The following is a 23,355-nucleotide window of genomic DNA, read 5'->3' on the forward strand; positions in this document are numbered from 1 at the left end:
GAGCTCGCCTGCGACGGTTACCAGCGACCCGGTTCGGTCCCGGTGATCGGCTCCGAAGGTTTGCCGTCCACACCGACCGGCACGTCACCGGTGAGCATCACCCGGTGCATGGTCCGGGGGAAGTCGAGGTGGGCGTTGTCGCTGGGGGCGAGGTGGATGGTGGCCCGGTTGTCCCAGAAGGCCACGCTGCCGGGTTCCCAGCGGAAGCGGACCGTGTACTCGGGCCGTACCGCCTGCTCCAGCAGCATGTCGAGGATCGCCCGGCTCTCGGCCCGCGAGAGGTCGGCGATCTGCTCGACGTAGTAGCCGTTGACGTACAGCACCCGCTCCCCCGTCTCCGGGTGGACGCGCACCAGCGGATGCAGCGAGGCCACCTGATGGTCCAGCAGATGGCGGACGTAGGCGTCGTCGCCGGGCCGCGGCTGGTAGCCGACGCCGAGGCGGTGCTCGACGCGGAGGCCGTCCACGAACTCCCTGACCGGACCGGAGAGTCCGGCGTACGCGGCAGCCAGGTTCGACCAGGTCGTGTCGCCGCCGTACGGCGGTACGGTCTCGGCGCGCAGGATCGTCGCTGCGGGCGGGTCGATACGGGCGCCGTGATCGCAGTGCCAGCCGCGCAGCAGGGTGTGGCGGCGGCGTTGCAGCCACTCGTCGTGCTCCATGCCGAACTTCCCGCCCAGCTCCAGCCGGTCGGCGGTCGTCTCGACCTCGGGGAAGTCCGCCGGGGAGGCACTCCCCCGCTTGCGCAGGACGACCGGTTCGCCGAAGCGGCGCGCGAACGCCACATGCCCGGCGTGGTCCAGTCGCTGTCCGCGGAAGAACACCACCTTCCAGCGCAGCACCGCCGCCCGGATCGCGGCGACCACGGCGTCGTCGAGCTCTCCGGCCAGGTCGACGCCCGTGATCTCTGCCCCGATGTGCCCGGCAACCGGTTTCACCTCGATCCCGGTGGCCTGGTCCGTCCCGTCCGCTGTGGCCCTGTCCGTCGTCATGCCCGCTCCGTCGGTCGTCCGCCCGCACCGGCTCCGGTCCGAGCCGGTTCCCCGAAGATCGTGACAGTGTTTCGCGGAGCCGGCGACAGGGCCTCCTACGTGACTCGGGTGTCGGCGACCGCCAGGACCAGGACCGCCACCTCGGTCGCCGAGCGCCCTCCGGTGTCGATCCGCACCAGGCCGTGCCGGTCGACGGCTTGCGCCATCAGCTCCTGGTAGCGCTCGGTGCGGGCGAGGAACTTGTCCACCAAGTGCCGCTCCTGGTCGGCCAGTTCGTCGTAGCGGGCCGACGCCCGCATCCGCTCGCGCAGGGCCGTGTCGTCCGCCGTGAGCCATACGGCCCGTGCCCGCGGCACGGTCAACCCGGCCACGCGTGCCGGCCAGAGCGCGGAGCCCTCCAGGACCAGGCCGGGTCCGTCCCCGCTCGCGTGGTCGGTGATCAGTTCCTCGATGCGCGGCCACAGGCGTGCGTAGTGGTCGAGCACCGAGCGGATCAGCTCGTCCACGTCGAGGGTGGCGTAGTGCTCGGCGACATGCGGCGGCGGCACCCACTCCGGTGTCCGCCAGGGCCGCCCCGGATGACGGGCCAGCAGATCCGTCGAGCGGCAGTCGAACCCGAGCCGCTGCGCGACGATCCGGGCCACGGTCGACTTGCCGGTGTGGGAGGTTCCCCCGATGAGCACCACGCGCACGTCCTGCATGCCGGCGACCCTACTCAACGCACCGTGAACTCCCGTATCACCGTGTTCCGGAACACCGCCGTGCCGTCGATCGTGAACAGCGCGAGCCCGGTGTCGATCAGATACGGGAAAACCTCCGACGAGTGCGCGTACCGGCCGTCGTCCACGAACATCTCGACCGACGTACGGTCAACCAGGATCCGCAGTTTGACGGTGCGGGCGGACGGGTCGAAGGGACTGTGGCTCTCCTGCCATCTGCCGGAGGCGTCGGGGTTCATGGTGGGGCGCCGGTTGAGGAAGGCGTAGTCGCCGTAGATCCCGGCGTCGACATGGCGGCTGCCGTCGGGGGAACGGCGCAACTGGAGTCCGGCGCCGGTGAGTTGGTCCCAGGTGATCTCGCAGGTCACCTCGTAGGCGGTTCCCCGGTAGTCGAGCACGCGGGTGCCGGTGACCTCCAGGTCGCCCAGGTCCACCGTGCGCGAGACGTGGTCGTCGAGCGCGGCGACCGGTTGTGAGGCGAGGTAGTACGTGCCGGAGGAGGCCCGCTTCAGGGTGACTTCCCGGACGATCGAGTCGGTGCCGTTGAAGCCGTCGCAGTCGATGGTGGGCGTGATGTTCGCGTAGTCCCAGTTGTTCAGCCAGCCGATCGCGCAGCGGGCGGACGGGTCCGCCGAGCCGTCGCTGCGGTGCTTTTCGAAGGTGACGGCCCCATACCAGTCCCAGCCGTGGTCGAGCCACTGCGGGTCGGCGTCGTCGGCGGTGAAGGCGGTGCCGTCGAAGGAACCCGTCCAGTAGGCGTACGTGTTCGGCAGCCCCGCTCCCTTCCCGTTCGCGCTCACGCCGAGCACCCACTTCACGGTGCCGTCGCCTGCGGTGATGCGGAACAGGTCCGGGCACTCCAGCACCCCGATCCCGCCCTTGACGAAGCCGCCGACGTACGTCCACGACTTCAGGTCGGCGGAGTGGTAGAAGCCCACCTTGTCGTTCTCGGCGAGCGCCATCACCCACCGGTCGCGTTCCTCGTCGCGGATCACCTTGGGGTCGCGGAAGTCCCGGACGCCGGGGTTGTGCAGGACCGGGTCGGTGCCGTGGTGGGTGAACGTCCGGCCGCCGTCGGTCGAGTAGTACAGGTACTGCGCCTGCGTGACCTCGTCGGGCGCCATGGTGGCGATGACGATCACCGCGCCGGCACCGAAGCCCGCGGTGTTGTCGGTGTCGATCACCGCCGAGCCGGACCAGACGTCGCCGTTGGGTGTGCTGTCTTTCGGCACGGCGATCCCGCGGTCGGTGAAGGAGACCAGGTCGGTGCTGGTGGCCAGGCGCCAGGCGGTGCCGGCGGTGGTGCCGCCCGCGAAATAGTCCGGGTTGTACAGGTAGTAGTAGTGGTACTCGCCGTCGATCCAGATCGGGCGCTGGGGGTCGTTCTTCCACTGGTCGGGGACCGTGAAGTGGCACTCCGCGCGGTAACTGGCGCAGGTGGCGGCGGCTTTCGGCTTCGCGGCGGCATTCTCGGCCTTCGGCTTCGCGGCGGCCGTGGGCACGGTCGGCAACAGCGCCGCCGAGGCCCCCGCGGCCGAACCGGCAAGCAGCGCTCTCCTGGACATCCCTCGCATCACACATCGTTCCTCTCGTCAACAAGCGTCAGAACGGCGGCTCGTGGGATCAGGACTGTGGGACCTAACTCGTTAAAGGTCAAGTGGTTCACAAGTATTGACAGGGCCGTAACACGCTTTCCATCATCTTGGGCATCACTTCTCGACTAACACGAGTTAGGCCCCTGCATGACTGACTCGCACCTCAACCGCCGCACCCTGCTGCGGTACGGCGCCTACGGCGCGGGAGCCGCCGCGCTCGCCGGTACCGCCGCCAGCTGGGACCGGCTCACCGGAGCCGACATACCCGGGCGCGACGACGGCTCCCTCGTCGTCGCCACGCTCGGCCCCGCTTACGGGCCGGAGGCCATCCGCACGCTCACCGAGGGCTTCAAGCAGGTCCACCCCGACATCAAGCTCCGCATCAATGCCGTGCAGGCCGTCGACTGGTCGGACTTCTTCGCGAAGATCCTCACCCAGATCGCGGCGGGCACCGCTCCCGACCTCGTGTACGTCGCCACCGAGGGCGTGCAGCTGTTCGCGCAGCGCCTCGGGGTCCCGCTGGACGACTGGGTGAAGCGGGACGCCGAGGAGCTGCGCGAGTACTTCGCCGACGTCCATCCGTCGCTGGTGGAGTCGATGATGTACGAGGGGAGCCTCTACCAGCTGCCGGTCGAGTTCAACGCGGCCGACATGTACCTCAACAACCAGGTGCTGAAGCGGGCGGGGGCCGACTTCCCGGCGGCCGACTGGACCCGTGACGACTTCACCACGCTGCTGCGGGACATGAAGAAGTCCAGCGGTTCCCAGTTCACGCCCTATTTCTGGACCAACCGGCTGTGGGGCGGTGTGGTGCCCTGGCTGTTCGCCAACGACACCAACCTGCTCGCCGAGTCCAAGGCGCCCGGCGGAGCATGGCTGTGGGACTCCTTCTACCCGGCCGCCGAGCGGCAGGGCCGCGGGGGCGGTTTCCGCTGGACGACCCCGCAGGCGACCGACGCGCGCGTGGAGGAGGCGTACGACTATCTCGCCTCCCTCGTCCAGGAGGGCCTGTGCACCCGGCCCGAGGGCGGCAACGGCCAGAACCTCATCGGCGTGTTCTCCACCGGCCGGGTCGGCGTGACGCCCGCGGGCGGCTTCTGGGCGGGTGGTCTGCACCTGGCCGGCATGAAGGCGAACGGCTTCGACGTGCAGTACTTCCCGCGCTGGCGCACCCAGCGCATGCAGTACGGCGCCGCCGGCTACGCGCTGCTGCGCACCTCGAAGCGGCAGGAGGAAGCCTGGGAGTTCATCAAGTACGCCGCCCGCCGCGACACCCTGATGCGGCTGTTCGAGACCAACCAGACCACTCCGGCGCGCCGCTCGATGCTGACCGCCGACCGCTACCGGGAGACCGGCCCGAACCGCTGGCAGGTCTTCTACGACACCCTCGACAAGTTCCCCGACACCGGGCCGATCCCCGCGCCGCCGCAGGTCGCCGAGGTCGAGCAGGTGCTGCTCAAGCACACCGGTACTGCCCTGGCCTCGCGGCGCTCGGTGGCCCCCGCGTTGCGCCGGATGCAGAGCGACCTGGAGAAGGCCATGGAGCGTGACGTATGACGAACACCCAGATACCGGCCGTACGGGCGGAACAGCCGGCCTCACCACCGGCCGTCGCGCCCCGGTCCTCCGCCCGCGACCGTGGCACCCGGCTGCTGGCCACGCTGTTCCTGGCGCCCACGATCGTCGGCATCGTCGTCTTCACGGTCGTGCCGATCGTCGGCTCGGTGGTGCTGAGCCTCTTCCACTGGAACGTGATCGACGATCCGAGCTTCGCCGGGGCCGCCAACTACCGTGAGGTCTTCACCGATTCGACCGTGCTGGTCTCCTTCGGCAACACGCTGGTGTTCATGGTGTTCGCGGTCGCGCTGCAACTGCTGATCGCCCTGGTGCTGGCGCTGGCGGTGAACGGGCGGATGCCGGTGTGGCTGCGCTCGGTGTTCCGGTCGGCGTTCTTCTTCCCGCTGGTGCTGTCCGCCGCGTCGATCTCGGTGGTGATGAAGTACCTGTTCAACCAGGACTTCGGCGTGGTGAACTGGCTGCTCGGGCTGGTCGGCGTCGCGCCGGTGCCGTGGCTGACGTCCGAGAACGCGGCGATGGCCACGGTGATCCTGGTCTACGTGTGGCAGCAGTTCGGGTTCTCCTTCCTGCTGTTCGTCGGTGGCCTGAACAACATCCCCAAGGAGGTGCACGAGGCCGCCTCACTCGACGGCGCGACGGGGCTGCGCAAGCACCTCAACATCACCCTCCCCCTGCTGTCGCCCACGCTGCTCGTCGCGTCGGTGGTCGGCATCATCAACGCGCTCCAGGTCTTCGAGCAGCCGTACGTCCTCACCAACGGCGGGCCCGGTGACGCCACCCGGACCGTGGTGATGGTCATCTACGAGAGCGCGTTCGAGCAGCTCCGCTTCGGTGAGGCCTCGGCGGTGGGTGTGCTGCTGTTCGTGCTGATCATGGCGGTGACCGCCCTCCAGTTCCGGCTCAGCCGGCGTTTCGTCCACTACCAGTGAGCCGGGTGAGTCCCTTGAGCCAAGCAACCCTGTCCCTGAGCCGCACCCGGCACTCCCTCGCGCCGTGGGCCCGGATCGCCGTGCTGGCCGTGTGCGCGCTGCTGACCCTGGGCCCGGTCATCTGGACCGTCTCCACGTCGCTGCGCACCCCCGCCGAAGCCTTCGACCTGCCGCCGAAGCTCATCCCGACGGATCCGTCCACGGAGGCGTACAGCGGGGTCTTCGACCAGATCGACGTCTGGCTGCTCGCCCTCAACTCGACGCTGGTGACCGCGCTGATCGCGCTGGGTCAGATGATCACGGCTGGGCTCGCCGGATACGCCTTCGCGCGCCTCGAGTTCCGGTTCAAGAAGCCGCTGTTCGGGCTGGTCCTGGCGACGATGATGGTGCCGTTGCAGGTCACCATCGTGCCGGTGTTCCTGGTGCTGAAGTCGATGGGTCTGACCGACACGCTGCTCGGTCTGATCATCCCGGCCTTCCCGACCGCCTTCGGGACCTTCCTGATGCGCCAGTACTTCCTGGGCATGCCGAAGGACCTGGGCGAGGCGGCGATGCTGGACGGCTGCGGGCCCTGGCGGATCTTCCGGTCCGTGTACGCGCCGCTGGCCGCGCCCGGTCTCGCGATCGTCGGCGTGCTGGCCTTCAACTACCACTGGAACGAGTTCTTCCGCCCGCTGATCCTCGAGACCTCCGGGCAGAACTACACGCTCCCGCTGGGCCTGGTCTCCCTTCAGGGCAACCTGGGCACCGGCTCCATCTCGGTGGTGCTCGCCGGTGTCGTCCTGTCCATGATCCCCGCCGTCGCCGTGTTCATCGTCGGCCAGCGCCCTCTTCGCGAGGGCATCACGTCCGCAGGAGTCAACCGTTGAGCCTCACCGCTCAGTCCGCGGACCCCAGCGCCCCGCGCTTCCGGGTCCGTCCCCCCGCCAACTGGATCAACGACCCGAACGGGCCCTTCCGTTGGCGGGACCGGTACCACCTCTTCTACCAGCACAACCCCGACGCCCCCGTGCACGCGAACATCCACTGGGGGCACGTCTCCAGCCACGACCTCGTCCACTGGGAGCACCATCCGATCGCGCTCGCCCCCACGCCCGGCGGCCCGGACGAGGCGGGCTGCTGGTCGGGCTGCGTGGTCGACGACGACGGCGTACCGACGGCCGTGTACACGGGCGTCGACCGCCATCACACCGGTCTCGGCTCGATCTGCCTGGCGCGGGCGCTGGTGCCGGAGGACGAGACGCTGACCGACTGGCGGCCCCTGCCCACGCCCGTCGTGACCGGCCCGCCGGCCGGCCTGGACGTGGTGATGTTCCGCGACCCGTTCGTGTTCCACGCCGGTGGCCGACGGTGGGCGCTGGTCGGCGCGGGGCACGCCGACGGGACCGCGTCGGTACTGCTGTACGACTGTGACGACTTGGCCGACTGGCGGTTCGCCGGGGTGCTGCTCGACGGCAACGACCCTGTCGCGATGGACGCGTTCGGCGACAAGGCGGTCGGCTGGGAGTGCCCGCAGCTGTACGCGACGGCGGGCGGGGACTGGGTGCTGGTGGTGTCGCTGTGGGACGGCGAGCCCTGCTCCACCGGCTACCTGACGGGCCGTCTCCAGCCTTCCGGTGACGGCGAGTTGCGCTTCGAGGCCCGCACCGGCGGGCGGCTCGACCACGGACGGGACTTCTATGCACCCGCCGTGCTCCAGGAGCCGGGCCGGGCGTTGATGTGGGGCTGGTCGTGGGAGGCCCGCGAGCAGGGCGAGGTCGACCGCGCGGGCTGGGCCGGGGTCCTGACCGCGCCGCGGGTCATGGACGTCCACCCCGACGGCACCCTGCGTGTCGTACCGGCACCGGAGCTCGAACTCCTGCGTGCGCCCGAGCCGTTCGTCACCGCAACAGGACGCCGTACTCCGCTCCCGGAGGCCTACGACCTGACGGTCACCGCATCCGGCCGCACCACCGTGAGTCTGCTGCGGTCCGCCTCGGGCGCGGAGCTGACCGTGGTGCTGGACCCGGACGAGGGGACGGTGACGCTCGACCGCGAGGACTGGCCACGGCCCGGCGGATCGGCGCCGATCGTGGTGCGGGCGGCGGCCGATGAAGTGCGGATCCTCGTCGACGGCTCGCTGTTCGAGCTGTTCGTCGGCGACCGCGCCACAGTCACCGAGCGGATCTACCGACGCCCGGACGACGTGCCCGAACTCCTCGTCACCGGTCCCGCAGCCACCGTCACCGCCTGGGAGCCGACCCCACCGACGCACGGCTGACCACCGAACAGGCCAGACGCCGCACCGTCGCGGACGGCGTCCCGCCCGAGCCGACGACATGCAAGAACAGCCGGGCAACAGCCTCACCCATCCCCCGACAGGGCAGCGCGACCGCAGTGAGAAGCGGGGTAACGACCGGAACTACCCGCAACCGGACGACATACCCGAACTCCTTCTCACCGGTCCCGCAGCCACCGTCACCGCCTGGGAACCGGCCCCACCGACGCACGGCTGATCACCGGGCAGGCCAGACGCCGCACCGTCGCGGGCGGCGTCCTGCCTGTGTCGATGGCGTCGAGGAGCAGTCGGGCGGCGACCTCGCCCATCGCCCGGTGGGGCAGGGCGACGGTGGTGAGGGGTGGGGTGAGGTACTCGGCCATGTGTTCCTGGTCGTCGTAGCCGACCAGGGACAGCTCGCCGGGGACGGTGATGCCGAGCCGGGTCGCGGCGTGCAGGGCGCCCGCGGCGACCCGGTCGTTGTAGCAGAAGAGGCCGGTGGGGCGCCGGTCGGCGGGGGCGCCGTCGAGGATGCGCATCGCGCCCTCGTATCCGCCGGCGATCTCGCCGCCGGTGCGCACGACCCACTCCTTGGGGACCGTGATCCCCTCGGCGCGCAGCGCGTCGCGGAAGCCGCGCAGGCGGTCGACGGAGGCGATGTCGTCCTGGCCGCCCACCATGGCGACCCTGTGGTGCCCCTCGTCCAGCAGCAGCCGGGCCGCCATCCGGCCTCCCGCGCGCTCGGCGGGGATGACGGAGGGCAGGGAGTCGTCCTCGGGCAGGCAGTTGGCGAGGACGGAATGGGTGCGGTGCAGGCCCTCGGGGACGCGGACGCGGCGCAGCGACATGGCCGCGTAGATGATGCCGTCCACGCGTCGGTCGAGGAGCTCGGCGACGGCCGCGTCCTCCTTGGCCGGGTCGCCGCCGGAGTCGATGGTCAGGACGAGGTGCTCGCTGGCCCAGGCGGTCTCCATGGCGCCGCGCAGCAGCCGGCCGGCGAACGGCGAGGAGGCGATCTCGTCGGTGACCAGGCCGATCACGGCCGTACGGCGGCGGCGCAGGCCGCGTGCGACGGGGTCGGGGCGGTAGCCGAGCTCGGCGGCGGCCCGGCGGATGCGTTCCTGGGTGGCGGGCGAGAGGTTGCCCTCGGCGCGGCCGTTGAAGACGAAGGAGACAGCCGTGTGGGACACCCCGGCGAGCCGGGCGACGTCCCGTGACGTGGGACGCCCCGATACCGTCGGGTGCTTCTCCTCGGTGCCGCCCATGCCGTCCGCTGCCCTCATCCCCACCCGTCCGGTTGATCAATCCTCACCCTATCCGTGACGCTGGATGCACGACACAGTCAAGGGAAGGTCCGGCAGTGATCAGCATCCCGACCCACACGCTCAACGACGGCACGACCCTCCCCGCCCTCGGCCTCGGCACCTGGCCGATGGACGACGCGCAGGCCGAGCAGGCGGTTCGCGGCGCGCTGGAACTGGGGTACCGCCTCGTGGACACGGCGACGAACTACCGCAACGAGACCGGCGTCGGCCGCGGTGTCGCGGGCAGCGGCGTGCCCCGCGAGGAGATCGTCGTGACCACCAAGCTCCCCGGCCGCCACCACGGCTACGAGGAGACCCTCGCCTCCTTCGAGGTGTCGCGCGCCCGTCTCGGCCTGGACTACGTGGACCTGTACCTCATCCACTGGCCGCTCCCCCGCGTCGACAAGTACGTCGACTCCTGGAAGGCCATGATCAAGCTCCGGGAGGACGGCCTCGTCCGGTCGATCGGCGTCTCCAACTTCACCGCCGAGCACGTCGAACGGCTGGAGAAGGAGACCGGGGTCCTGCCCTCCGTCAACCAGATCGAGCTGCACCCCTTCTTCCCGCAGGCGGAGCTGCGCGCCTTCCACACCGGCAAGGGCATCGTGACCGAGAGCTGGAGCCCGCTGGGCCGTGGCACGGACCTGCTGGACGACCCCGTGATCGTCGAGATCGCCGAGGCGCACGGTGTGACACCCGGCCAGGTCGTCCTGCGCTGGCACGTCCAGCTGGGCGCCGTCCCCATTCCGAAGTCGGCCGATCCCGGGCGGCAGCGCGCGAACCTCGATGTGTTCGGTTTCGAACTGGACCCCGATCGGATGGCGGCGATCGCGGACCGCGCCCACCGGCGCATCGGCGGGGATCCCGAGGTGCACGAGGAGTTCTGAGCGGGCTGCGCGGGCTGAGCGTGCTGAGCGCGCGTTGCGCACGGAGTCGCGAGCGGGCGTCGGCGGCGCCTCGCAGGGTACTCGGGGCGCTCGGGAAGGAGGCCGCTCATGGGCGAGAAGGACCGGCTGCGGGACTACCACGGCAAGCGTGACTTCGGGCGGACCAGGGAGCCGGAGGGGCGTGCGGCGGCCTCCGGTGAGGAGCCGCGGTTCGTGGTGCAGATCCATGACGCCCGCACCCTGCACTTCGACTTCCGGCTCCAGGTGGACGACGTACTGAAGTCCTGGTCGGTGCCGAAGGGGCCCTCCGACGATCCCCACGACAAGCGGCTCGCCATGCCCACGGAGGACCATCCGCTGGAGTACGAGGAGTTCGAGGGCGTGATCCCGAAGGGCGAGTACGGCGGCGGCACGGTGATCGTCTGGGACAACGGCACGTACGAGCCGATGAGCCATGACCGCAAGGGGCGGCCCGTCGACTTCGGCGAGTCGCTCGAGCGGGGTCATGCCACGTTCCGGCTGAGCGGGGCGAAGCTGCACGGCGAGTACGCCCTCACCCGGATCCGCGACGGGAAGGACGGCGACCGGGAGGCGTGGCTGCTGGTGAAGGCCCGCAAGGGGCGGGCCCACGGGCACGGCACGCCCGACCCGTACCGGGCCCGTTCGGTGCGCAGCGGCCGTACTCTCGCCCAGGTCGCCGCGGACGGCGTCGACGGAAATTCCGGCGGATAATTCGGTTCCGGCCTCAACTGCCTTTCCCTGCCTCTATGTTCACGGCGAGATCCGCTCTCGCCGCAGGAGGCTCCTCGTATGCGCACCGCGCTCCGCACCGCCGTCACCGGCGCCGTGGCCGTCGCCACCGTTCTCGTCGCCGGGCCCGCCCAGGGGACTCCGCCCGGTCCCGGCGTCAGCGCCCGGACGATCAGTCAGAAGACCGTCGGCGACACCGACTACATACTTCGGGAGATCACCATTCCGCCCGGTCAGGCCACCGGCTGGCACTACCACGACGGCCCCCTCTACGCCTTCGCGCAGCAGGGCACGCTCAGCCACTACGACTCCACCTGCGCCTCCGACGGCGTGTACCCGCAGGGCAGTTTCATCCAGGAACCGGCCGGACCCGGCAACGTGCACATAGGCCGCAACCTGGGGGACACGGCGGTCGTCCTCGACGTGCTCTATGTGCTGCCGCACGGCGCGCCGTTCTCCCAGGACGCGCCGAACCCGGGCTGCCCGTTCCAGTGATCACGGCGTGGGGGTGATCACACCGGCGGCAGCGGCTGTTCGGCCCAGATCGTCTTGCCGCTGCCGGTCTGCCGGCTCCCCCAGCGCTGGGTGAGCTGGGCGACCAGCAGCAGTCCGCGGCCGCCCTCGTCGTAGGCGTGGGCCCGGCGCAGATGCGGGGAGGTGGAACTGCCGTCGGAGACCTCGCAGATGAGGGTGCGGTCGCGGATCAGGCGGAGCTGGATGGGGGGTGCGCCGTACCGGATGGCGTTGGTGACGAGTTCGCTGACGACGAGTTCGGTGACGAAGGCGGCCTCGTCCATTCCCCAGGCGGTCAGCTGCTCCGTGGCGGCCTGCCGGGTGGCCGCCACGTGCTCGGGGTCCGGCAGGACGTCCCAGGTGGCGATGCGGTCCGCGCCCAGGGCTCGGGTCCGGGCCAGCAGCAGGGCCACGTCGTCGCTGGGGTCCTCCGGCAGGACGGCCTTCAGCACGGTGTCGCACAGGGCGTCGAGGGTGTCGGCGGGCGCGGTCAGCGCGCGGCACAGTTCGGCGATGGAGTGGTCGATGTCGCGGTCGCGGTCCTCGATGAGGCCGTCCGTGTACAGGGCGACCAGGGAGCCCTCGGGCAGCTCCACCTCCATCGCCTCGAAGGGCAGCCCGCCGACGCCGAGCGGGGGCCCGGCGCTCATCTCGACGACCTGTGTGGTGCCGTCGGGCAGGACGAGGGCCGGGGGTGGATGGCCGGCGGCGGCCAGGGTGAGGTGGCGGGAGACGGGGTCGTAGACGGAGTAGAGGCACGTGGCGCCCAGTTCGGCGACCTCGTCGCTGTCGTCCCCGGCCAGGTGGGTGACCAGGTCGTCCAGGTGGGTGAGGAGTTCGTCGGGCGGCAGGTCCACGTCGGCGAGGGTGCGTACGGCCGTGCACAGGCGGCCCATGGTGGCCGATGACGGGATGCCGTGTCCGACGACGTCGCCGACGACGAGGGCGACGCGGCCGCCGGACAGCGGGATCACGTCGAACCAGTCGCCGCCGATGCCGGCCTGGGATCCGGACGGCCGATAGCGGTGGGCCACCTCCACGGCCGCCTGCCCGGGCAGCCCCCGGGGCAGCAGGTTGTGCTGCAGGGCCAGCGCGGTGGTGCGTTCCCGGGCGAAGCGGCGGGCGTTGTCGATGCAGATGGCCGCCCGGCTGGCGAGTTCCTCGGCGAAGACGGCGTCGTCGGCGACGTACTCGTCCGGTTGCCTGATGCGCACGGCCACCACGACGCCGAGCGTGGTGCCGCGGGCCCGCAGCGGCGCCGCCATCATGGAGTGGGCGCCGACGCGGTGGCTCCGGCCGGCCGGAGCGCGCGCGTTGCGTTCCGCCACCCAGCGCATGAAGGCCGGCTCACCTGCCTGGCTGAGGACCACCCGGCTTTCCAGGATCGCCCGGGCGGGAGGCGAGAACGGCGGGTAGAAGTCCACCTCGCCCAGGTGCACGGCCGCTTCCGGGGTGCCCTCGGTGCCGGAGCCGTGGGCGACGCGGCGCAGCGCGATCTCGGTGCCGGACAGTACCGGCGCCTCCTCCGCTCCCAGGACCCAGTCGAACAGGTCCACGCTGGCGAAGTCGGCGAACCGGGGCACCATGACCCCGATCAGTTCCTCCGCCGTGCGCGCCAGGTCCAGGGTCGTGCCGATGGTGGCCGCCGCCTCGTTCAGCAGGGCGAGCCGCTGCCGTGCCCAGTACTGCTCGGTGCTGTCGAACGCGGCCAGCGCGGTGCCGACCAGCCGGCCCGAGGAGTCCCGCACCGGCCACATGTCGGTGGTCCAGGCGTGTTCCCGGTTCAGGGCCGGGGCTCCGGTGAAGCTCTCGTAGCGCAGCGGTCTGCCCGTCTCGGCGACCTGGCGCAGATGCCACAGAAAGCCCCGGCTGTGTACCCCGTCCTCCACGGTCTCCGGGAAGTGGCGGCCGAGCAGGACCTCCTCGGGTACGCCCATGACCCGGCAGGCCGCCTCGTTGAGCCGCAGGTAGCGCTGGTCGGTGTCGAAGACGGACATGGACAGGGACGCCTGCTGGAAGGCCTGCTCCGCGAGCGTGGGCTCGGCCCTGTCGAACGGCACGGTGGTGATCACGTATCCGCCCGGCCCGCCGTCGTCGCTGAGCAGGACGCTTGCCGTCACGTTCAGGGCGACGGGTGAGCCGTCCCGGTGACGTACCACTGCGGTGCCGGCCAGCGCGGCCACTGCCGCGGGCGACGGCTGCTCGGCGAGCAGCTCCCGCACCGGCCGCCCCAGGGCCTCCTCGGCCGTCAGGCCCGTCAGCCGCCGGGCACCCTCGCTCCACCCGGTGACGACACCTTGGGCATCGATGATCGCCGCAGCGGAGACGTGCTCCATGTCGTCCAGGATGAGTCCTGAGCCGCACGGCATCAACCGCGATGCCCGGGCGGTTACGCCCGCGATGCCACGGCGCTCGGGTCCGCCGCCGCCCCGCGCGATGGCGCGCTCACTTGCGCAGCGCGGCCAGGGCCCGGTCGGCGTGGGTGTTCATCCGCAGTTCGCTGCGGACGATCTCCAGGACCGTGCGGTCCTGTCCTATGACGAAGGTGACCCGTTTGGTGGGGGCCAGCGAGAAGCCGCGCGTCACGCCGAACCGGTCCCGGACCGTCCCGTCCGCGTCGGAGAGCAGGGGGATGCCGAGCGTGTGCCGGTCGGCGAACTCCTGCTGCCGTTCGACCGCGTCACCGCTGATGCCGACGGGCCGGGCGCCGACGGCGGCGAACTCGGTGGCGAGATCACGGAAGTGGCAGGCCTCCGCGGTGCAGCCGGGGGTGAGGGCGGCGGGGTAGAAGAAGAGCACGACCGGCCCTTCGGCGAGCAGATCGGTGAGGCTGCGGGTGGTGCCGGTCTCGTCCGGCAGCGAGAAGTCCTCGACCTTGTCGCCGACCTTCAGCTGTGCGCTCATGCCCGGCCCTCCGCGTTCTTCGCGACCCCGCGGGCCCACAGCACGAGGGGGATCTGCAACGGCAGCCGGCCGATGGCGGCGGCCTTCTGCGGGGCGGGGCGGTGCCGCCAGTCGACGGCCATCTTCACGTTCGCGGGGAACACACCGACGAAGAAGGCCGCCGTGGCGAGCGCGGCGGCCTTGCGGGTACGCGGCAGCGCCAGCCCGGCCGCCAGCGCGAGCTCGGCGACGCCACTGGCGTACGTCCAGGTCCGGGGTGTCCCCGGCAGGGAGCGCGGCACGGTCTCGTCGAACTGCCGTGGTGCGGCGAAGTGGGCGACGCCCGCGGTGGCCAGCAGGCCGGCGAGCAGCAGGGGCGAACGTTCGGACCGGGGCACGGATCCTCCTAGGGTGACCTGCCGCCGGATGCTACCGGAGCGTAGAACACGGCCCGGCACCCGCCCCTGTCTGTTCATCGACCCTGTCGCGTGCGGCCGTTGTGGGTTCCCGGCGTGTACCCGAAGGACCGGCGGAAGACGGCGATGAAGGCGCTGGCGGAGGACCAGCCGCAGCGGTGGGCGACGGTCGTGACGGGCGTGTCCTCGGCGAGCAGACGCAGCGCGTGATAGAGGCGCGACTGGGTGCGCCACTGCGGGAAGGTCATGCCGAACTCGTGGCGGAAGAGCCGGCTGAGGGTGCGCTCGCCCGCTCCGGTGGCGGCGCCGAGGTCGGCGAGGGTGCGCGGGTCGGCGGGGTCGGCGTGGACGAGCGCGCACACCGCGGCCAGGCGGGGGTCGGTGGGGGTGGGCAGGCGCAGGGGCTGCTGGAGCGAGGCGCGCAGCTGGTCGCGCAGGACGGCCAGCAGGCGGCGGCGCTCGGGGCTGTCGTCGGCGGGGTCGCGCGTGTAGGCGAGGATCAGCTCGCGCAGGAGGGGGCTGACGGCGAGGACGGTGGGGGCGTCCAGGCCGAGGGGGTTGTCGGCGGCGGGCAGGCCGACCAGGTGCAGGTCGAGGTGGCCGTGGGCGCGGTGCGCGTGGACGGTGCCCGCGGGGACCCAGATGGCGCGGTTGCCGGGCGCGAACCAGGTGCCGGCGTCGGTGGTGACGGCGAGGACGCCGGAGCCCGCGTAGACGATCTGGTGGTCGTCGTGCCGGTGCGCGTCGATGCGTTCCCCGGCGGCGAGGGCCTGGGCGCGGGTCGGCGCGGTCGGGTCGTGGCGGATGTTCGACACAACAAGGCAGATTATCGAAAGCGGGCCATGAACCTCCCCCGCGACGATCGCAGGGTGTCCACGCAACGCAACCGAACCATCACCCTGCTGTCCCTGGGCCACGCCTGTGTCGACGTGTACCAAGGCGCAGTGGCGGCCCTCGTCCCCTTCTTCGTCGCCGAGCGCGCCTACAGCTACGCCGCGGCCTCGGGCGTCGTACTCGCCGCGTCCTTGCTGTCGTCGGTGGTGCAGCCGCTGTTCGGGGCGCTCACCGACCGGTGGGCGATGCCGTGGCTGCTGCCGCTGAGCGCGCTGACGGGCGGTGCCGGGGTGGCGCTGAGCGGGGTCATGGGTTCCTACGCGCTCACGCTGGCGGCGGTGGCCGTGTCGGGCGTCGGGGTGGCCGCCTACCACCCGGAGGCCGCCCGCGCGGCCCGCGATGCCGCACACGGCAGCCATACGGCGATGGGGTGGTTCTCCCTCGGCGGGAACGTCGGTTTCGCACTCGCCCCGCTGCTGGTGGCGGCGGTGGTCGGCACCGGCGGCCTGGGCGCCACTCCCCTGCTGGTCGCGCCGGCCGTCGTGGGAGCGGCCCTGTGCGCGGCGGCGGTGCGCTCGGCCGGCACCCATGGGGTCCCCGCCGGCAAGGACGAGGGCGCCGGCTCCGACGACTGGGGGTCGTTCCTGCGGCTGTCCGGCGCCGTCGTGTGCCGGTCGATCGTGTTCGTCGGGCTGAGCGCGTTCGTCTCGCTCTACGTCCGGCAGCGGACCGGTGGCGGTGCCGTGGCGGGTACGGCCGCGCTGTGTGTGCTCTACGTGGGCGGCGCGGTGGGCACCGTGGCCGGGGGGCGGCTCGCGGACCGGTACGGGCGTCTCGCGGTCGTACGCCAGGCGTATGTGCTGACGGTGCTCGCGGTGGCCGGAGTGGTCCTCGTTCCCGGGCCGCCGGTGTATCTGTTCGTCGCCCTGACGTCGGCCGGCCTGTACGTTCCGTTCTCGTTGCACGTCACGCTCGGTCAGGACTACCTGCCCCGGCGGGTGGGCACCGCGAGCGGTGTGACGCTGGGGCTGACCGTGAGTGTGGGCGGTCTCTTCGCCCCGGCCGTCGGTGCGCTGGCCGATGCCACGTCGCTGCGGACCGCGCTTGCCGCGCTCGTCGTCCTTCCCGCGCTGGGGCGGCTGCTGCTGTGCGGGCTGCGGGAGCCGGCATCAATCGGACCGGCCGTCTCCCCGCCACCCGGGTCGTCCGGTCACAGCCCGCACAGGGCGTCGGCGTGACCGGTGGCCCGAGCGGTCGGGTCAGGCGGTGCCGGCCGGTGCCGCCGTCTGCGGTTCGGTGTCCTCGTCGATGGCGTGGGCGAGGAAGTCGTCGACCATGCGGTGGAAGAGGGTGGCCAACGTGCGCAGTTCCTCGGGGGTCCAGTCGGCCAGGGCGAGCTGCATGCCGCGGGCGCCGGCCTCGCGGACCCGGGCGATGGCCTGCCGGCCGGCCTCGGTGAGTTCGATGCGCTGGGCGCGGCGGTCCTGGGGGTCGGGGACGCGGGTGACGTAGCCGGACTTCTGCAGCTGCTGCACCGTACGCGTGACGTGCGAGGCCTCCACACCGAGCCGGGCGGCCAGCTCACCGGGGCGCAGCGACTCCGAGTCGGCGACCTGGCGCAGCAGCGCCACGGCGGCCCGGTCCAGCGGCACACCGGCCAGGGCCATGAGCCGCTCGTGCTGCCGGGCGCGCGTGCTCAGGTAGGTGATGCGGGTGAGCGCTCGCTCTATCTCGATCACTTCCGGGGACGCGGGCGTGTCGGGGAGTTCGGGGAGCGGTGGTGTGGACATGGGGACCACTTTACCATCTCATTGCGTAACTCAACTAATTTGCGGTGGATCTTGCGGGGCCAGGCGGACTCGGACGGTCCGGCCGGCCCCGGCTTACCGGCACGTCAGGCGGTTGCCCCGCCCGGCGCGGCCTCGACACGCGACCGGGAGGGCACGGCCGCCTCCCAGTCCGCGCCCGTCGCGATCGCCTGCCGCCACCGCCGGATCGCCTTCGGCGGCATCCCCACGGTCAGCGCCCCGGTCACCTTCTCGCCCCTGCGGTAGACGGCCAAGAACCGGCCCTCCGCCAGTTCCCCCTCCACGACGGCGACTTCGTCGTGCCCGCGGAGATAGCCGTACGCCTGGATCTTCATGTCGTACTGGTCGGACCAGAAGTACGGCACCGGCGCGAACGGCTTGCGGGCGTCCGGGTGCAGCAGGTTGCGGGCCGCGGCCATCCCCTGCTCGGCGGCGTGGGTGCGGTGTTCGACGCGCATGGGCAGCCCGAACAGCGGGTTGTACCAGCCGGCCACGTCCCCGGCGGCGTACACGTTCCGCGCGGCCTCGCAGTACTCGTCGCACACCACGCCATCGCCGACGGCGAGCCCGCTGCCGGCCAGCCAGTCGGTGTTGGGCACGGAACCGATGGCGATCAACACCTCGTCGGCGTCGACCAGTTCGCCGTCGGCGAGCCGCACTCCGTCCCCGGTCACCTCGGTCACGGTGGCCCCGCACCGCAGGTCCACGCCCCGGTCCAGATGGGCGCGCGTCAGCACTTCGCCGACCTCCGTGCCGACGGCGTGGGCCAGCGGCACCGGGGCGGGTTCCAGGAGCGTCACCTCGCAGCCCAGCCGCCAGGCGACCGCGGCGGCCTCGGCCCCGAGGAACCCGGCGCCGACCACGACCAGCCGCTTGCCCGGCGTCAGCCGGTCCCGCAGCCGCACCGCGTCGTCCAGGGTGCGCAGCACATGCCCACCCGCACCGGGCAGCCGGCGCGGCCGCACTCCGGTCGCCAGGATCAGCCCGTCGTACGGCACTGTGGAGCCGTCGGCCAACTCCACTGTCCTGTCGGCGAGTTGCAGGCCCGACGCCGCCACGCCGAGGCGCAGGTCCAGGTCGAGCCCGGCCACGTCGTCGTGGGCGCGCAGGGCCAGCCGCTCGGGTTCCCACTCGCCGGCCAGCAGCTGCTTGGACAGGGGCGGGCGGTCGTACGGGGCGAGGGGTTCGTCGCCCACGAGGGTGAGCGAGCCGTCGTAGCCCTCGCGGCGGAGCGTCTCGGCCGCCGCGAGCCCGGCGGCCGAGGCGCCGACGACGACGATGCGCCTCACTGGTCCACCAGCCGGATCGCGGCGGCCGGGCAGATCGCCACGGCCTCGCGTACGCCGTCGAGGTGTTCGGCGGCAGGCTGCTCGTCGAGCAGGATCGCGATCCCGTCGTCGTCCTGGTCGAACACGTCCATGGCGGCGAGCACGCACTGTCCGGACGCGACGCACTTGTCGGCTTCCAGCTCCACCTTCATGGTCAGTTTCCCTTCTGCACAGGTGGTTGTTGTTCGTTCGGCGGGTGCTGCGGAGCCGTCACCAGGAGACGGGCAGTTCGTGGACGCCGTAGATGAACGCGTCCGTCTTGAACCGGATGTCCTCCAGCGCGCACGCGAGCTTCAGCGTCGGAATGCGCTTGTAGAGGGTGCCGTAGACGACCTGGAGTTCCATGCGGGCCAGCGGCTGGCCCAGACACTGGTGGACACCGAAGCCGAAGGCGACGTGGCGGCGGGCGTCGCGGGTGAGGTCGAGGCGGTCGGGGTCGGCGAACACCTCGGGGTCGCGGTTGCCGATCTCGTTGACCATGATGACGCCCTCGCCGGCCTTGATCACCTGGCCGCCGATCTCGATGTCCTCGGTCACCGCCCGGCGCCGGCCCAGGTGGGTGATGTGCAGATAGCGCAGGAGTTCCTCGACCGCGGAGGCGACGAGCTTCGGGTCGTCGGTCTCGCGCAGCAGGGCGAGCTGGTCGGGGTGCCGGAGCAGGGCGAGGGTGCCGAGCGCGATCATGTTCGCGGTGGTCTCGTGGCCGGCGATCAGCAGGAGCAGGGCCATCTCGGTCGCCTGCTGGTGGGTGAGTTCACCGGCGGTGATGCGGGCGGCGATGCTCGACAGCAAGTCGTCCTTGGGCTCGGCGATCCGCTTGCCCAGGAGTCCGGCCAGGTAGCCCGCGACCTCACGGCTCGCCGCGCCCCGCTCCTCGGGCGTGGCGGTCGTGCGGACCATGGTCTTGGTGTTCTCCTGGAAGAACTCGTGCTCTTCGTACGGCACGCCCAGCAGCTCGCAGATGACCAGCGAGGGGATCGGCAGGGCGAACACGTCCACCAGGTCGACCGGGGCGGGACCGGCCAGCATGTCGTCGATCAGGCCGTCCACGATGCGCTGTACGGCGGGCCGCAGCGCCTCGACCTTCTTCACGGCGAACGGCGCCGTCACCATCCGGCGCAGCCGGGCGTGTTCGGGGTCGTCCATCATGATGAAGCTGAGCTTGCCCTCACCGGCCTCGGGGCTGGCCTTGGTCGGATAGCCCGGCTGGTCGGTGTCGGCGCTGACGCGCTCGTCGCCCAGCAGGGCCCGCTGCTCGGCGTACCGGGTCACGAGCCAGGGCTCGCTGCCGTCCCACAGCCGCACCCGGGTCAGCGGCGCCTGCTCCTGCAGCTCCTTGAGCGCGGGCGGCGGGTCGAAGGGGCAGCGGGACTCCCGCGGCATCGGGAACTGGGGGACGGCGTCCGGCGCTTCGCGCGCGGGACCGGTCAGGGTGGTGTCGGCCATGGTTCTCCTCGGACGTGGGGGGCTCCGGGCGGGGTGGAGCGCTGGGGCGAAGGGGGTCGAGGCCTCGATGAGCACAGGCAAACAGAGGGGTCTGACGCCTTCCGGTCAGTTTCCTGACAGGAGACTGACGTGGCTCAGATCACACCAGGTTCCTCAACTGGGCCTGACTGCAAGGACATTGGGTCTGTCAGGTCAGGCATTGCCGTCGGCCCGGCCCAGCCAGTACCCGAAGCCGCGGCGCGTGTGGATCAACGCCGGGCCGTCGCCCCGGTCCACCTTGCGGCGCAGACGGGAGACGAGTTGCTCGATCGCGTTGTCGCCGCGGTGGTCCCCCCAGACGTAGCGGCCGATCTGCTCCTTGGACAGCACCCGGTGCGCGTTGACCAGGAGATGGCGCAGCAGCCGGTACTCCGCGGGCGTGAGGTCGAGCGCCCGCGTCCCGCGCCGGGCCCGGCACACGGTGTCGTCCAGCACGAGGTCGCCGTACTCCAGCGGGTTGCCCCTGAGCGGGCCGGGGCAGGGGCCGCGCAGCAGCATCTGGATCCTGGCGAGGACTTCGGCCACCCGGAAGGGCTTGGTGACGTAGTCCCGCTCGCCCAGGCCGAGTTCGGGGGCGAGCCGGTGCAGGCGGTCGTACTCGGTGAGCAGGAGGACGGGCGGGCGGTGCGGGAGGGCGGGCCGGCGCTCCCGGCTGAAGTTCACCATGTCCGGCAGGCCGGTGTCGAAGACCACCAGGTCGAAGCGGTACTGCGCGACGCGGGTCAGCGCCTCGGCGCCGGTGCAGCTGAGGCTGATCCGGTAGCCGGCCAACTCCAGGGTGGTCGAGAGCAGTTCGGCGAGGTCGGGATCGCCGGCGACGACGAGGACGTGCCGGCCGGCGCCGCGCGCGAGGGCGGGTTTCTCGCCGGTGGCGCCGTCCAGGGGCGAGGCCGTCTGCCGAGGGCTCATAACCCGCCCCGTCCGGCGCCGCGGCGGCGGCCTTGGCCGAGTGTCGATTTCACGGTCGTCCTCCTTGTGCGGCGGCAGTCAGCGGCCGGGTGTGACGGGTGCCAGCCACATGCCGACGACGGCGTCGGCGAGGCCTGTGGCGGCGTCGTCCCAGGTGGACCGAGGGGTGGGGGTGTTCTCGGCGAGGGCGCGCTCCCGCTCGGCGGCCACGTGGACGATCAGGTGGCGGACCATCTCGCCGCGTTCGGCGCGGACCTCGGCGGGGAGGTCGGGCAGGCATCGGTTCAGGCCCTCGATGATCTTCTGGAGGGCCGGGGAGGTGAGGGCCTCCTCGACCATGATCCGGTGCAGGGCAGGATCGGAGACGACCTGGGCGCAGAAGCGTGCGTACCAGGTGGGGCTGCCGAGTGCGGCGAGGTGTTCGAGCGCCGGGCGGACGAGGCAGTCGACCCAGCCGCGCAGGTCGTCCTGGTCGGCGAGGTCGGCGATCAGCCGGGCGCGGATGTCCTCGATGCGCGTGGCGTGCCTTTGGACGATGGCGCGGACCAGGTCGGTCTTGGTGCCGAAGTGATAGCCGACCGCGGTGTTGTTGCCCTGTCCCGCGGCCTCGCTGACCTGGCGGTTGGACACCGCGTACACGCCGTGTTCGGCGAAGAGCCGCTCGGCCGTGGTCAGGAGCAGCTCCCGGGTCGCGTTGACCTGCTCCGCCCGCAGGGTCCTGCCTGCCATGATCACCATCGCACCGGGACTTCGCCGATCACCGCGACGGCCAGTCCCTCGAGCCGCCGCTGGTTTGCGCACCTACAATCTAAGTCACTTGATTGAAAGAAGCGGTGAACATGGTGGAGCGGGCTACACCTGCACCCCGGGTGCCCGCACCCCCGCGCGCGGAGGTCGGGTCACCTAGCGTGATGGGCATGCGGACGACGGTGCGGCAGGCCGGGCGTGCGACGGTCCATCTGACCGTGGCCGCCGCGATGGCCTTCGGGATGTACCTCTTCATCACCGTGCTGCTGATCACCGCCGTCGGGACGGTCGCGGTGATCGGTGCCTGGCTGCTGCCCGAGACGGTGCTGCTCGTCCGGCGGATCGCCGGGGCCAAGCGACGGCTGACCGCCGCCGGGACGGGGCGGGAGATCCCCGAGGCGTACCAGGCCATCGAGGGGCCACTGCAGGACCGGCTGCGCACGGCCGTACGCGATCCCGGCACGCTCACCGATCTGCGCTGGATGGCCGCCTACTACCTCTACGGCGCGCTGCTCTTCCTCGCCCTGCCGCTGTGGCCGGTCGGGCTCGTCGTCGACGGCGTGGGGTGCGGGCTGCTGCGCCGGCGGGCCGTCGTCCTGCCGTGGATCGTGCGCCTGGCGGACCTGGAGGCCGGCTGGTCGACCGCGCTGCTCAGGCCGTCCCCGAAGGCGCTGCTGGCCGCGCGGGTCGAGCAGCTGAGCACGTCCCGGGCCGACGCGATCGCCGCGCACGGCGCCGAACTGCGCCGTATCGAGCGGGACCTGCACGACGGCGCGCAGGCCCGGCTGGTGGCGCTGTCCATGCGGATCGGGCTCGCCAAGCGGGCCTACGACCGTGATCCGGACGCCGCGCGCAAGCTGCTGGACGACGCCCAGGACCAGGCCGAGGAGGCGCTGGCGGAACTGCGGCACGTGGTGCGCGGCATCCATCCGCCGATCCTGACCGACCGCGGACTGGTCGGTGCGGTGCGGGCGCTGGCCGCGAGTAGCGGTCTGCAGGTCACCGTGGACGCGGAGGGGCTGGAGGACGACGGCCCCAGGGCACCCGCCGCGGTGGAGGCGGCCGCCTACTTCGTGGTGGCCGAGGCGCTCACCAACGTCGCCAAGCACAGTGGCTCGTCCGAGGCCTCGGTCCGGATCGCCCGCGTGCGGCGCGGGCTCAGGGTCGAGGTGGCCGACAAGGGCCACGGCGGGGCGGAGGAGTCCGGTGGTTCGGGGCTGCTGGGGGTGCGGCGCCGGGTCGCGGCGCTCGACGGCACGGTGCGGATGTCGAGCCCGGTCGGAGGGCCGACGGTGATCGAGGTGGAGCTGCCGTGCGTGTGGTGAGGGCAGGTCCCGATCCCCCTCGGGGATGACCTTGCCCGTGGCGCGTACTGCGATCCGAGTACCGGCGATTGTCGGCAGACGCACGACGACGTACCG

At 71.7% G+C, this 23,355-nt stretch carries 23 protein-coding genes; 9 read left to right on the plus strand and 14 right to left on the minus strand.

What is annotated here, in order from left to right:
- Positions 1–17 precede the first annotated feature (17 nt).
- From ADL12_RS36755 to ADL12_RS36765, 3 genes are all read right to left on the minus strand, one after another.
- Entirely contained in the window at positions 18–992 is a 975-nt protein-coding gene (locus ADL12_RS36755; protein WP_062710822.1) for a TauD/TfdA dioxygenase family protein, read from the minus strand.
- 95 nt (positions 993–1,087) lie between these two features.
- Positions 1,088–1,693, minus strand: coding sequence for an AAA family ATPase (locus ADL12_RS36760; RefSeq protein WP_208614689.1), 606 nt, complete (start codon positions 1,691–1,693; stop codon positions 1,088–1,090).
- 14 nt (positions 1,694–1,707) lie between these two features.
- Entirely contained in the window at positions 1,708–3,285 is a 1,578-nt protein-coding gene (locus tag ADL12_RS36765) for a glycoside hydrolase family 32 protein (protein WP_062710823.1), read from the minus strand.
- Between the two features lie 168 nt (positions 3,286–3,453).
- Here ADL12_RS36765 and ADL12_RS36770 point away from each other — a divergent pair, with 168 nt between their 5' ends.
- The 4 genes from ADL12_RS36770 to ADL12_RS36785 are packed head-to-tail and all read left to right on the plus strand — an operon-like array spanning position 3,454 to position 8,073.
- On the plus strand, positions 3,454–4,863 hold the full coding sequence (locus ADL12_RS36770; protein WP_062710826.1) for an extracellular solute-binding protein: 1,410 nt from the start codon (positions 3,454–3,456) through the stop codon (positions 4,861–4,863).
- Complete coding sequence (locus ADL12_RS36775) at positions 4,860–5,813, plus strand: carbohydrate ABC transporter permease (protein ID WP_062710830.1); 954 nt, start codon at positions 4,860–4,862, stop codon at positions 5,811–5,813. Before ADL12_RS36770 ends, ADL12_RS36775 begins: the two co-directional genes overlap by 4 nt.
- Before the next feature lie 14 nt (positions 5,814–5,827).
- Complete coding sequence (locus ADL12_RS36780; protein WP_062710833.1) at positions 5,828–6,682, plus strand: carbohydrate ABC transporter permease; 855 nt, start codon at positions 5,828–5,830, stop codon at positions 6,680–6,682.
- Positions 6,679–8,073, plus strand: a complete 1,395-nt coding sequence (locus ADL12_RS36785; RefSeq protein ID WP_062710839.1) for a glycoside hydrolase family 32 protein — start codon at positions 6,679–6,681, stop codon at positions 8,071–8,073. Before ADL12_RS36780 ends, ADL12_RS36785 begins: the two co-directional genes overlap by 4 nt.
- A gap of 197 nt (positions 8,074–8,270) precedes the next feature.
- On the opposite strand, the gene ADL12_RS36790 is transcribed toward ADL12_RS36785, so the two are convergent.
- The gene (locus tag ADL12_RS36790; protein WP_062710842.1) at positions 8,271–9,335 is read right to left on the minus strand and encodes a LacI family DNA-binding transcriptional regulator; all 1,065 of its coding nucleotides are present in this window, start codon (positions 9,333–9,335) and stop codon (positions 8,271–8,273) included.
- A 95-nt stretch (positions 9,336–9,430) separates the two neighbouring features.
- Here ADL12_RS36790 and ADL12_RS36795 point away from each other — a divergent pair, with 95 nt between their 5' ends.
- The 3 genes from ADL12_RS36795 (at position 9,431) to ADL12_RS36805 (ending at position 11,506) form a co-directional block, all read left to right on the plus strand.
- Entirely contained in the window at positions 9,431–10,261 is an 831-nt protein-coding gene (locus tag ADL12_RS36795; RefSeq protein ID WP_062710844.1) for an aldo/keto reductase, read from the plus strand.
- 108 nt (positions 10,262–10,369) lie between these two features.
- Entirely contained in the window at positions 10,370–10,993 is a 624-nt protein-coding gene (locus ADL12_RS36800; RefSeq protein ID WP_062710845.1) for a DNA polymerase ligase N-terminal domain-containing protein, read from the plus strand.
- Between the two features lie 78 nt (positions 10,994–11,071).
- A complete protein-coding gene (locus ADL12_RS36805) occupies positions 11,072–11,506 on the plus strand; it encodes a cupin domain-containing protein (protein ID WP_062710846.1) in 435 nt (144 codons plus the stop codon).
- Positions 11,507–11,523: 17 nt separating this feature from the next.
- Here the strand turns inward: ADL12_RS36805 and ADL12_RS36810 are convergent, their stop codons facing one another.
- From ADL12_RS36810 to ADL12_RS36825, 4 genes are all read right to left on the minus strand, one after another.
- Complete coding sequence (locus tag ADL12_RS36810) at positions 11,524–13,860, minus strand: SpoIIE family protein phosphatase (RefSeq protein WP_062710848.1); 2,337 nt, start codon at positions 13,858–13,860, stop codon at positions 11,524–11,526.
- 109 nt (positions 13,861–13,969) lie between these two features.
- On the minus strand, positions 13,970–14,428 hold the full coding sequence (locus ADL12_RS36815; protein WP_062710853.1) for a peroxiredoxin: 459 nt from the start codon (positions 14,426–14,428) through the stop codon (positions 13,970–13,972).
- Entirely contained in the window at positions 14,425–14,805 is a 381-nt protein-coding gene (locus tag ADL12_RS36820) for a DoxX family protein (RefSeq protein ID WP_062710856.1), read from the minus strand. The genes ADL12_RS36815 and ADL12_RS36820 overlap by 4 nt, the downstream gene beginning before the upstream one ends.
- Before the next feature lie 74 nt (positions 14,806–14,879).
- Positions 14,880–15,638 carry an AraC family transcriptional regulator gene (locus ADL12_RS36825; RefSeq protein ID WP_062710859.1) on the minus strand — a complete coding sequence of 253 codons (759 nt, stop codon included), beginning with the start codon at positions 15,636–15,638 and terminating at the stop codon, positions 14,880–14,882.
- A 27-nt stretch (positions 15,639–15,665) separates the two neighbouring features.
- On the opposite strand from ADL12_RS36825, the gene ADL12_RS36830 reads away from it, so the two are divergent.
- Positions 15,666–16,895 carry an MFS transporter gene (locus ADL12_RS36830; protein ID WP_062710863.1) on the plus strand — a complete coding sequence of 410 codons (1,230 nt, stop codon included), beginning with the start codon at positions 15,666–15,668 and terminating at the stop codon, positions 16,893–16,895.
- Between the two features lie 21 nt (positions 16,896–16,916).
- Here ADL12_RS36830 and ADL12_RS36835 read toward each other — a convergent pair whose 3' ends face one another.
- The 6 genes from ADL12_RS36835 to ADL12_RS36860 form a co-directional block, all read right to left on the minus strand.
- Positions 16,917–17,447, minus strand: a complete 531-nt coding sequence (locus ADL12_RS36835; RefSeq protein ID WP_062710865.1) for a MarR family winged helix-turn-helix transcriptional regulator — start codon at positions 17,445–17,447, stop codon at positions 16,917–16,919.
- A gap of 104 nt (positions 17,448–17,551) precedes the next feature.
- Complete coding sequence (locus ADL12_RS36840; RefSeq protein WP_062710867.1) at positions 17,552–18,754, minus strand: NAD(P)/FAD-dependent oxidoreductase; 1,203 nt, start codon at positions 18,752–18,754, stop codon at positions 17,552–17,554.
- Positions 18,751–18,945: a ferredoxin gene (locus ADL12_RS36845; protein ID WP_062710869.1), complete on the minus strand. Its 195-nt coding sequence runs from the start codon at positions 18,943–18,945 to the stop codon at positions 18,751–18,753. Before ADL12_RS36845 ends, ADL12_RS36840 begins: the two co-directional genes overlap by 4 nt.
- 58 nt (positions 18,946–19,003) lie before the next feature.
- A complete protein-coding gene (locus ADL12_RS36850; protein WP_062710874.1) occupies positions 19,004–20,239 on the minus strand; it encodes a cytochrome P450 in 1,236 nt (411 codons plus the stop codon).
- 192 nt (positions 20,240–20,431) lie between these two features.
- Entirely contained in the window at positions 20,432–21,187 is a 756-nt protein-coding gene (locus tag ADL12_RS36855; protein WP_208614690.1) for a response regulator transcription factor, read from the minus strand.
- Between the two features lie 78 nt (positions 21,188–21,265).
- Positions 21,266–21,916 carry a TetR/AcrR family transcriptional regulator gene (locus tag ADL12_RS36860; protein ID WP_062710937.1) on the minus strand — a complete coding sequence of 217 codons (651 nt, stop codon included), beginning with the start codon at positions 21,914–21,916 and terminating at the stop codon, positions 21,266–21,268.
- 188 nt (positions 21,917–22,104) lie between these two features.
- Between ADL12_RS36860 and ADL12_RS36865 the strand changes: the two genes are divergently transcribed.
- Positions 22,105–23,259 carry a sensor histidine kinase gene (locus ADL12_RS36865; RefSeq protein WP_062710940.1) on the plus strand — a complete coding sequence of 385 codons (1,155 nt, stop codon included), beginning with the start codon at positions 22,105–22,107 and terminating at the stop codon, positions 23,257–23,259.
- Positions 23,260–23,355: the final 96 nt, after the last annotated feature.

Origin of the sequence: Streptomyces regalis (assembly GCF_001509475.1) — a bacterium.
In the GTDB taxonomy this organism is placed as follows: Bacteria; Actinomycetota; Actinomycetes; order Streptomycetales; family Streptomycetaceae; genus Streptomyces; species Streptomyces regalis.

What these genes read in the sequence shown, in the direction of transcription:
- ADL12_RS36770 (WP_062710826.1), top strand. Translation starts at nt 3,454, where the DNA reads ATGACTGACTCGCACCTCAACCGCCGCACCCTGCTGCGGTACGGCGCC.
- ADL12_RS36760 (WP_208614689.1), bottom strand. Translation starts at nt 1,693, where the DNA reads ATGCAGGACGTGCGCGTGGTGCTCATCGGGGGAACCTCCCACACCGGC.
- ADL12_RS36850 (WP_062710874.1), bottom strand. Translation starts at nt 20,239, where the DNA reads ATGGCCGACACCACCCTGACCGGTCCCGCGCGCGAAGCGCCGGACGCC.
- ADL12_RS36800 (WP_062710845.1), top strand. Translation starts at nt 10,370, where the DNA reads ATGGGCGAGAAGGACCGGCTGCGGGACTACCACGGCAAGCGTGACTTC.
- ADL12_RS36790 (WP_062710842.1), bottom strand. Translation starts at nt 9,335, where the DNA reads ATGGGCGGCACCGAGGAGAAGCACCCGACGGTATCGGGGCGTCCCACG.
- ADL12_RS36775 (WP_062710830.1), top strand. Translation starts at nt 4,860, where the DNA reads ATGACGAACACCCAGATACCGGCCGTACGGGCGGAACAGCCGGCCTCA.
- ADL12_RS36810 (WP_062710848.1), bottom strand. Translation starts at nt 13,860, where the DNA reads ATGGAGCACGTCTCCGCTGCGGCGATCATCGATGCCCAAGGTGTCGTC.
- ADL12_RS36865 (WP_062710940.1), top strand. Translation starts at nt 22,105, where the DNA reads ATGCGGACGACGGTGCGGCAGGCCGGGCGTGCGACGGTCCATCTGACC.
- ADL12_RS36830 (WP_062710863.1), top strand. Translation starts at nt 15,666, where the DNA reads ATGAACCTCCCCCGCGACGATCGCAGGGTGTCCACGCAACGCAACCGA.
- ADL12_RS36765 (WP_062710823.1), bottom strand. Translation starts at nt 3,285, where the DNA reads ATGCGAGGGATGTCCAGGAGAGCGCTGCTTGCCGGTTCGGCCGCGGGG.
- ADL12_RS36805 (WP_062710846.1), top strand. Translation starts at nt 11,072, where the DNA reads ATGCGCACCGCGCTCCGCACCGCCGTCACCGGCGCCGTGGCCGTCGCC.
- ADL12_RS36815 (WP_062710853.1), bottom strand. Translation starts at nt 14,428, where the DNA reads ATGAGCGCACAGCTGAAGGTCGGCGACAAGGTCGAGGACTTCTCGCTG.
- ADL12_RS36755 (WP_062710822.1), bottom strand. Translation starts at nt 992, where the DNA reads ATGACGACGGACAGGGCCACAGCGGACGGGACGGACCAGGCCACCGGG.
- ADL12_RS36855 (WP_208614690.1), bottom strand. Translation starts at nt 21,187, where the DNA reads ATGAGCCCTCGGCAGACGGCCTCGCCCCTGGACGGCGCCACCGGCGAG.
- ADL12_RS36845 (WP_062710869.1), bottom strand. Translation starts at nt 18,945, where the DNA reads ATGAAGGTGGAGCTGGAAGCCGACAAGTGCGTCGCGTCCGGACAGTGC.
- ADL12_RS36860 (WP_062710937.1), bottom strand. Translation starts at nt 21,916, where the DNA reads ATGGCAGGCAGGACCCTGCGGGCGGAGCAGGTCAACGCGACCCGGGAG.
- ADL12_RS36835 (WP_062710865.1), bottom strand. Translation starts at nt 17,447, where the DNA reads ATGTCCACACCACCGCTCCCCGAACTCCCCGACACGCCCGCGTCCCCG.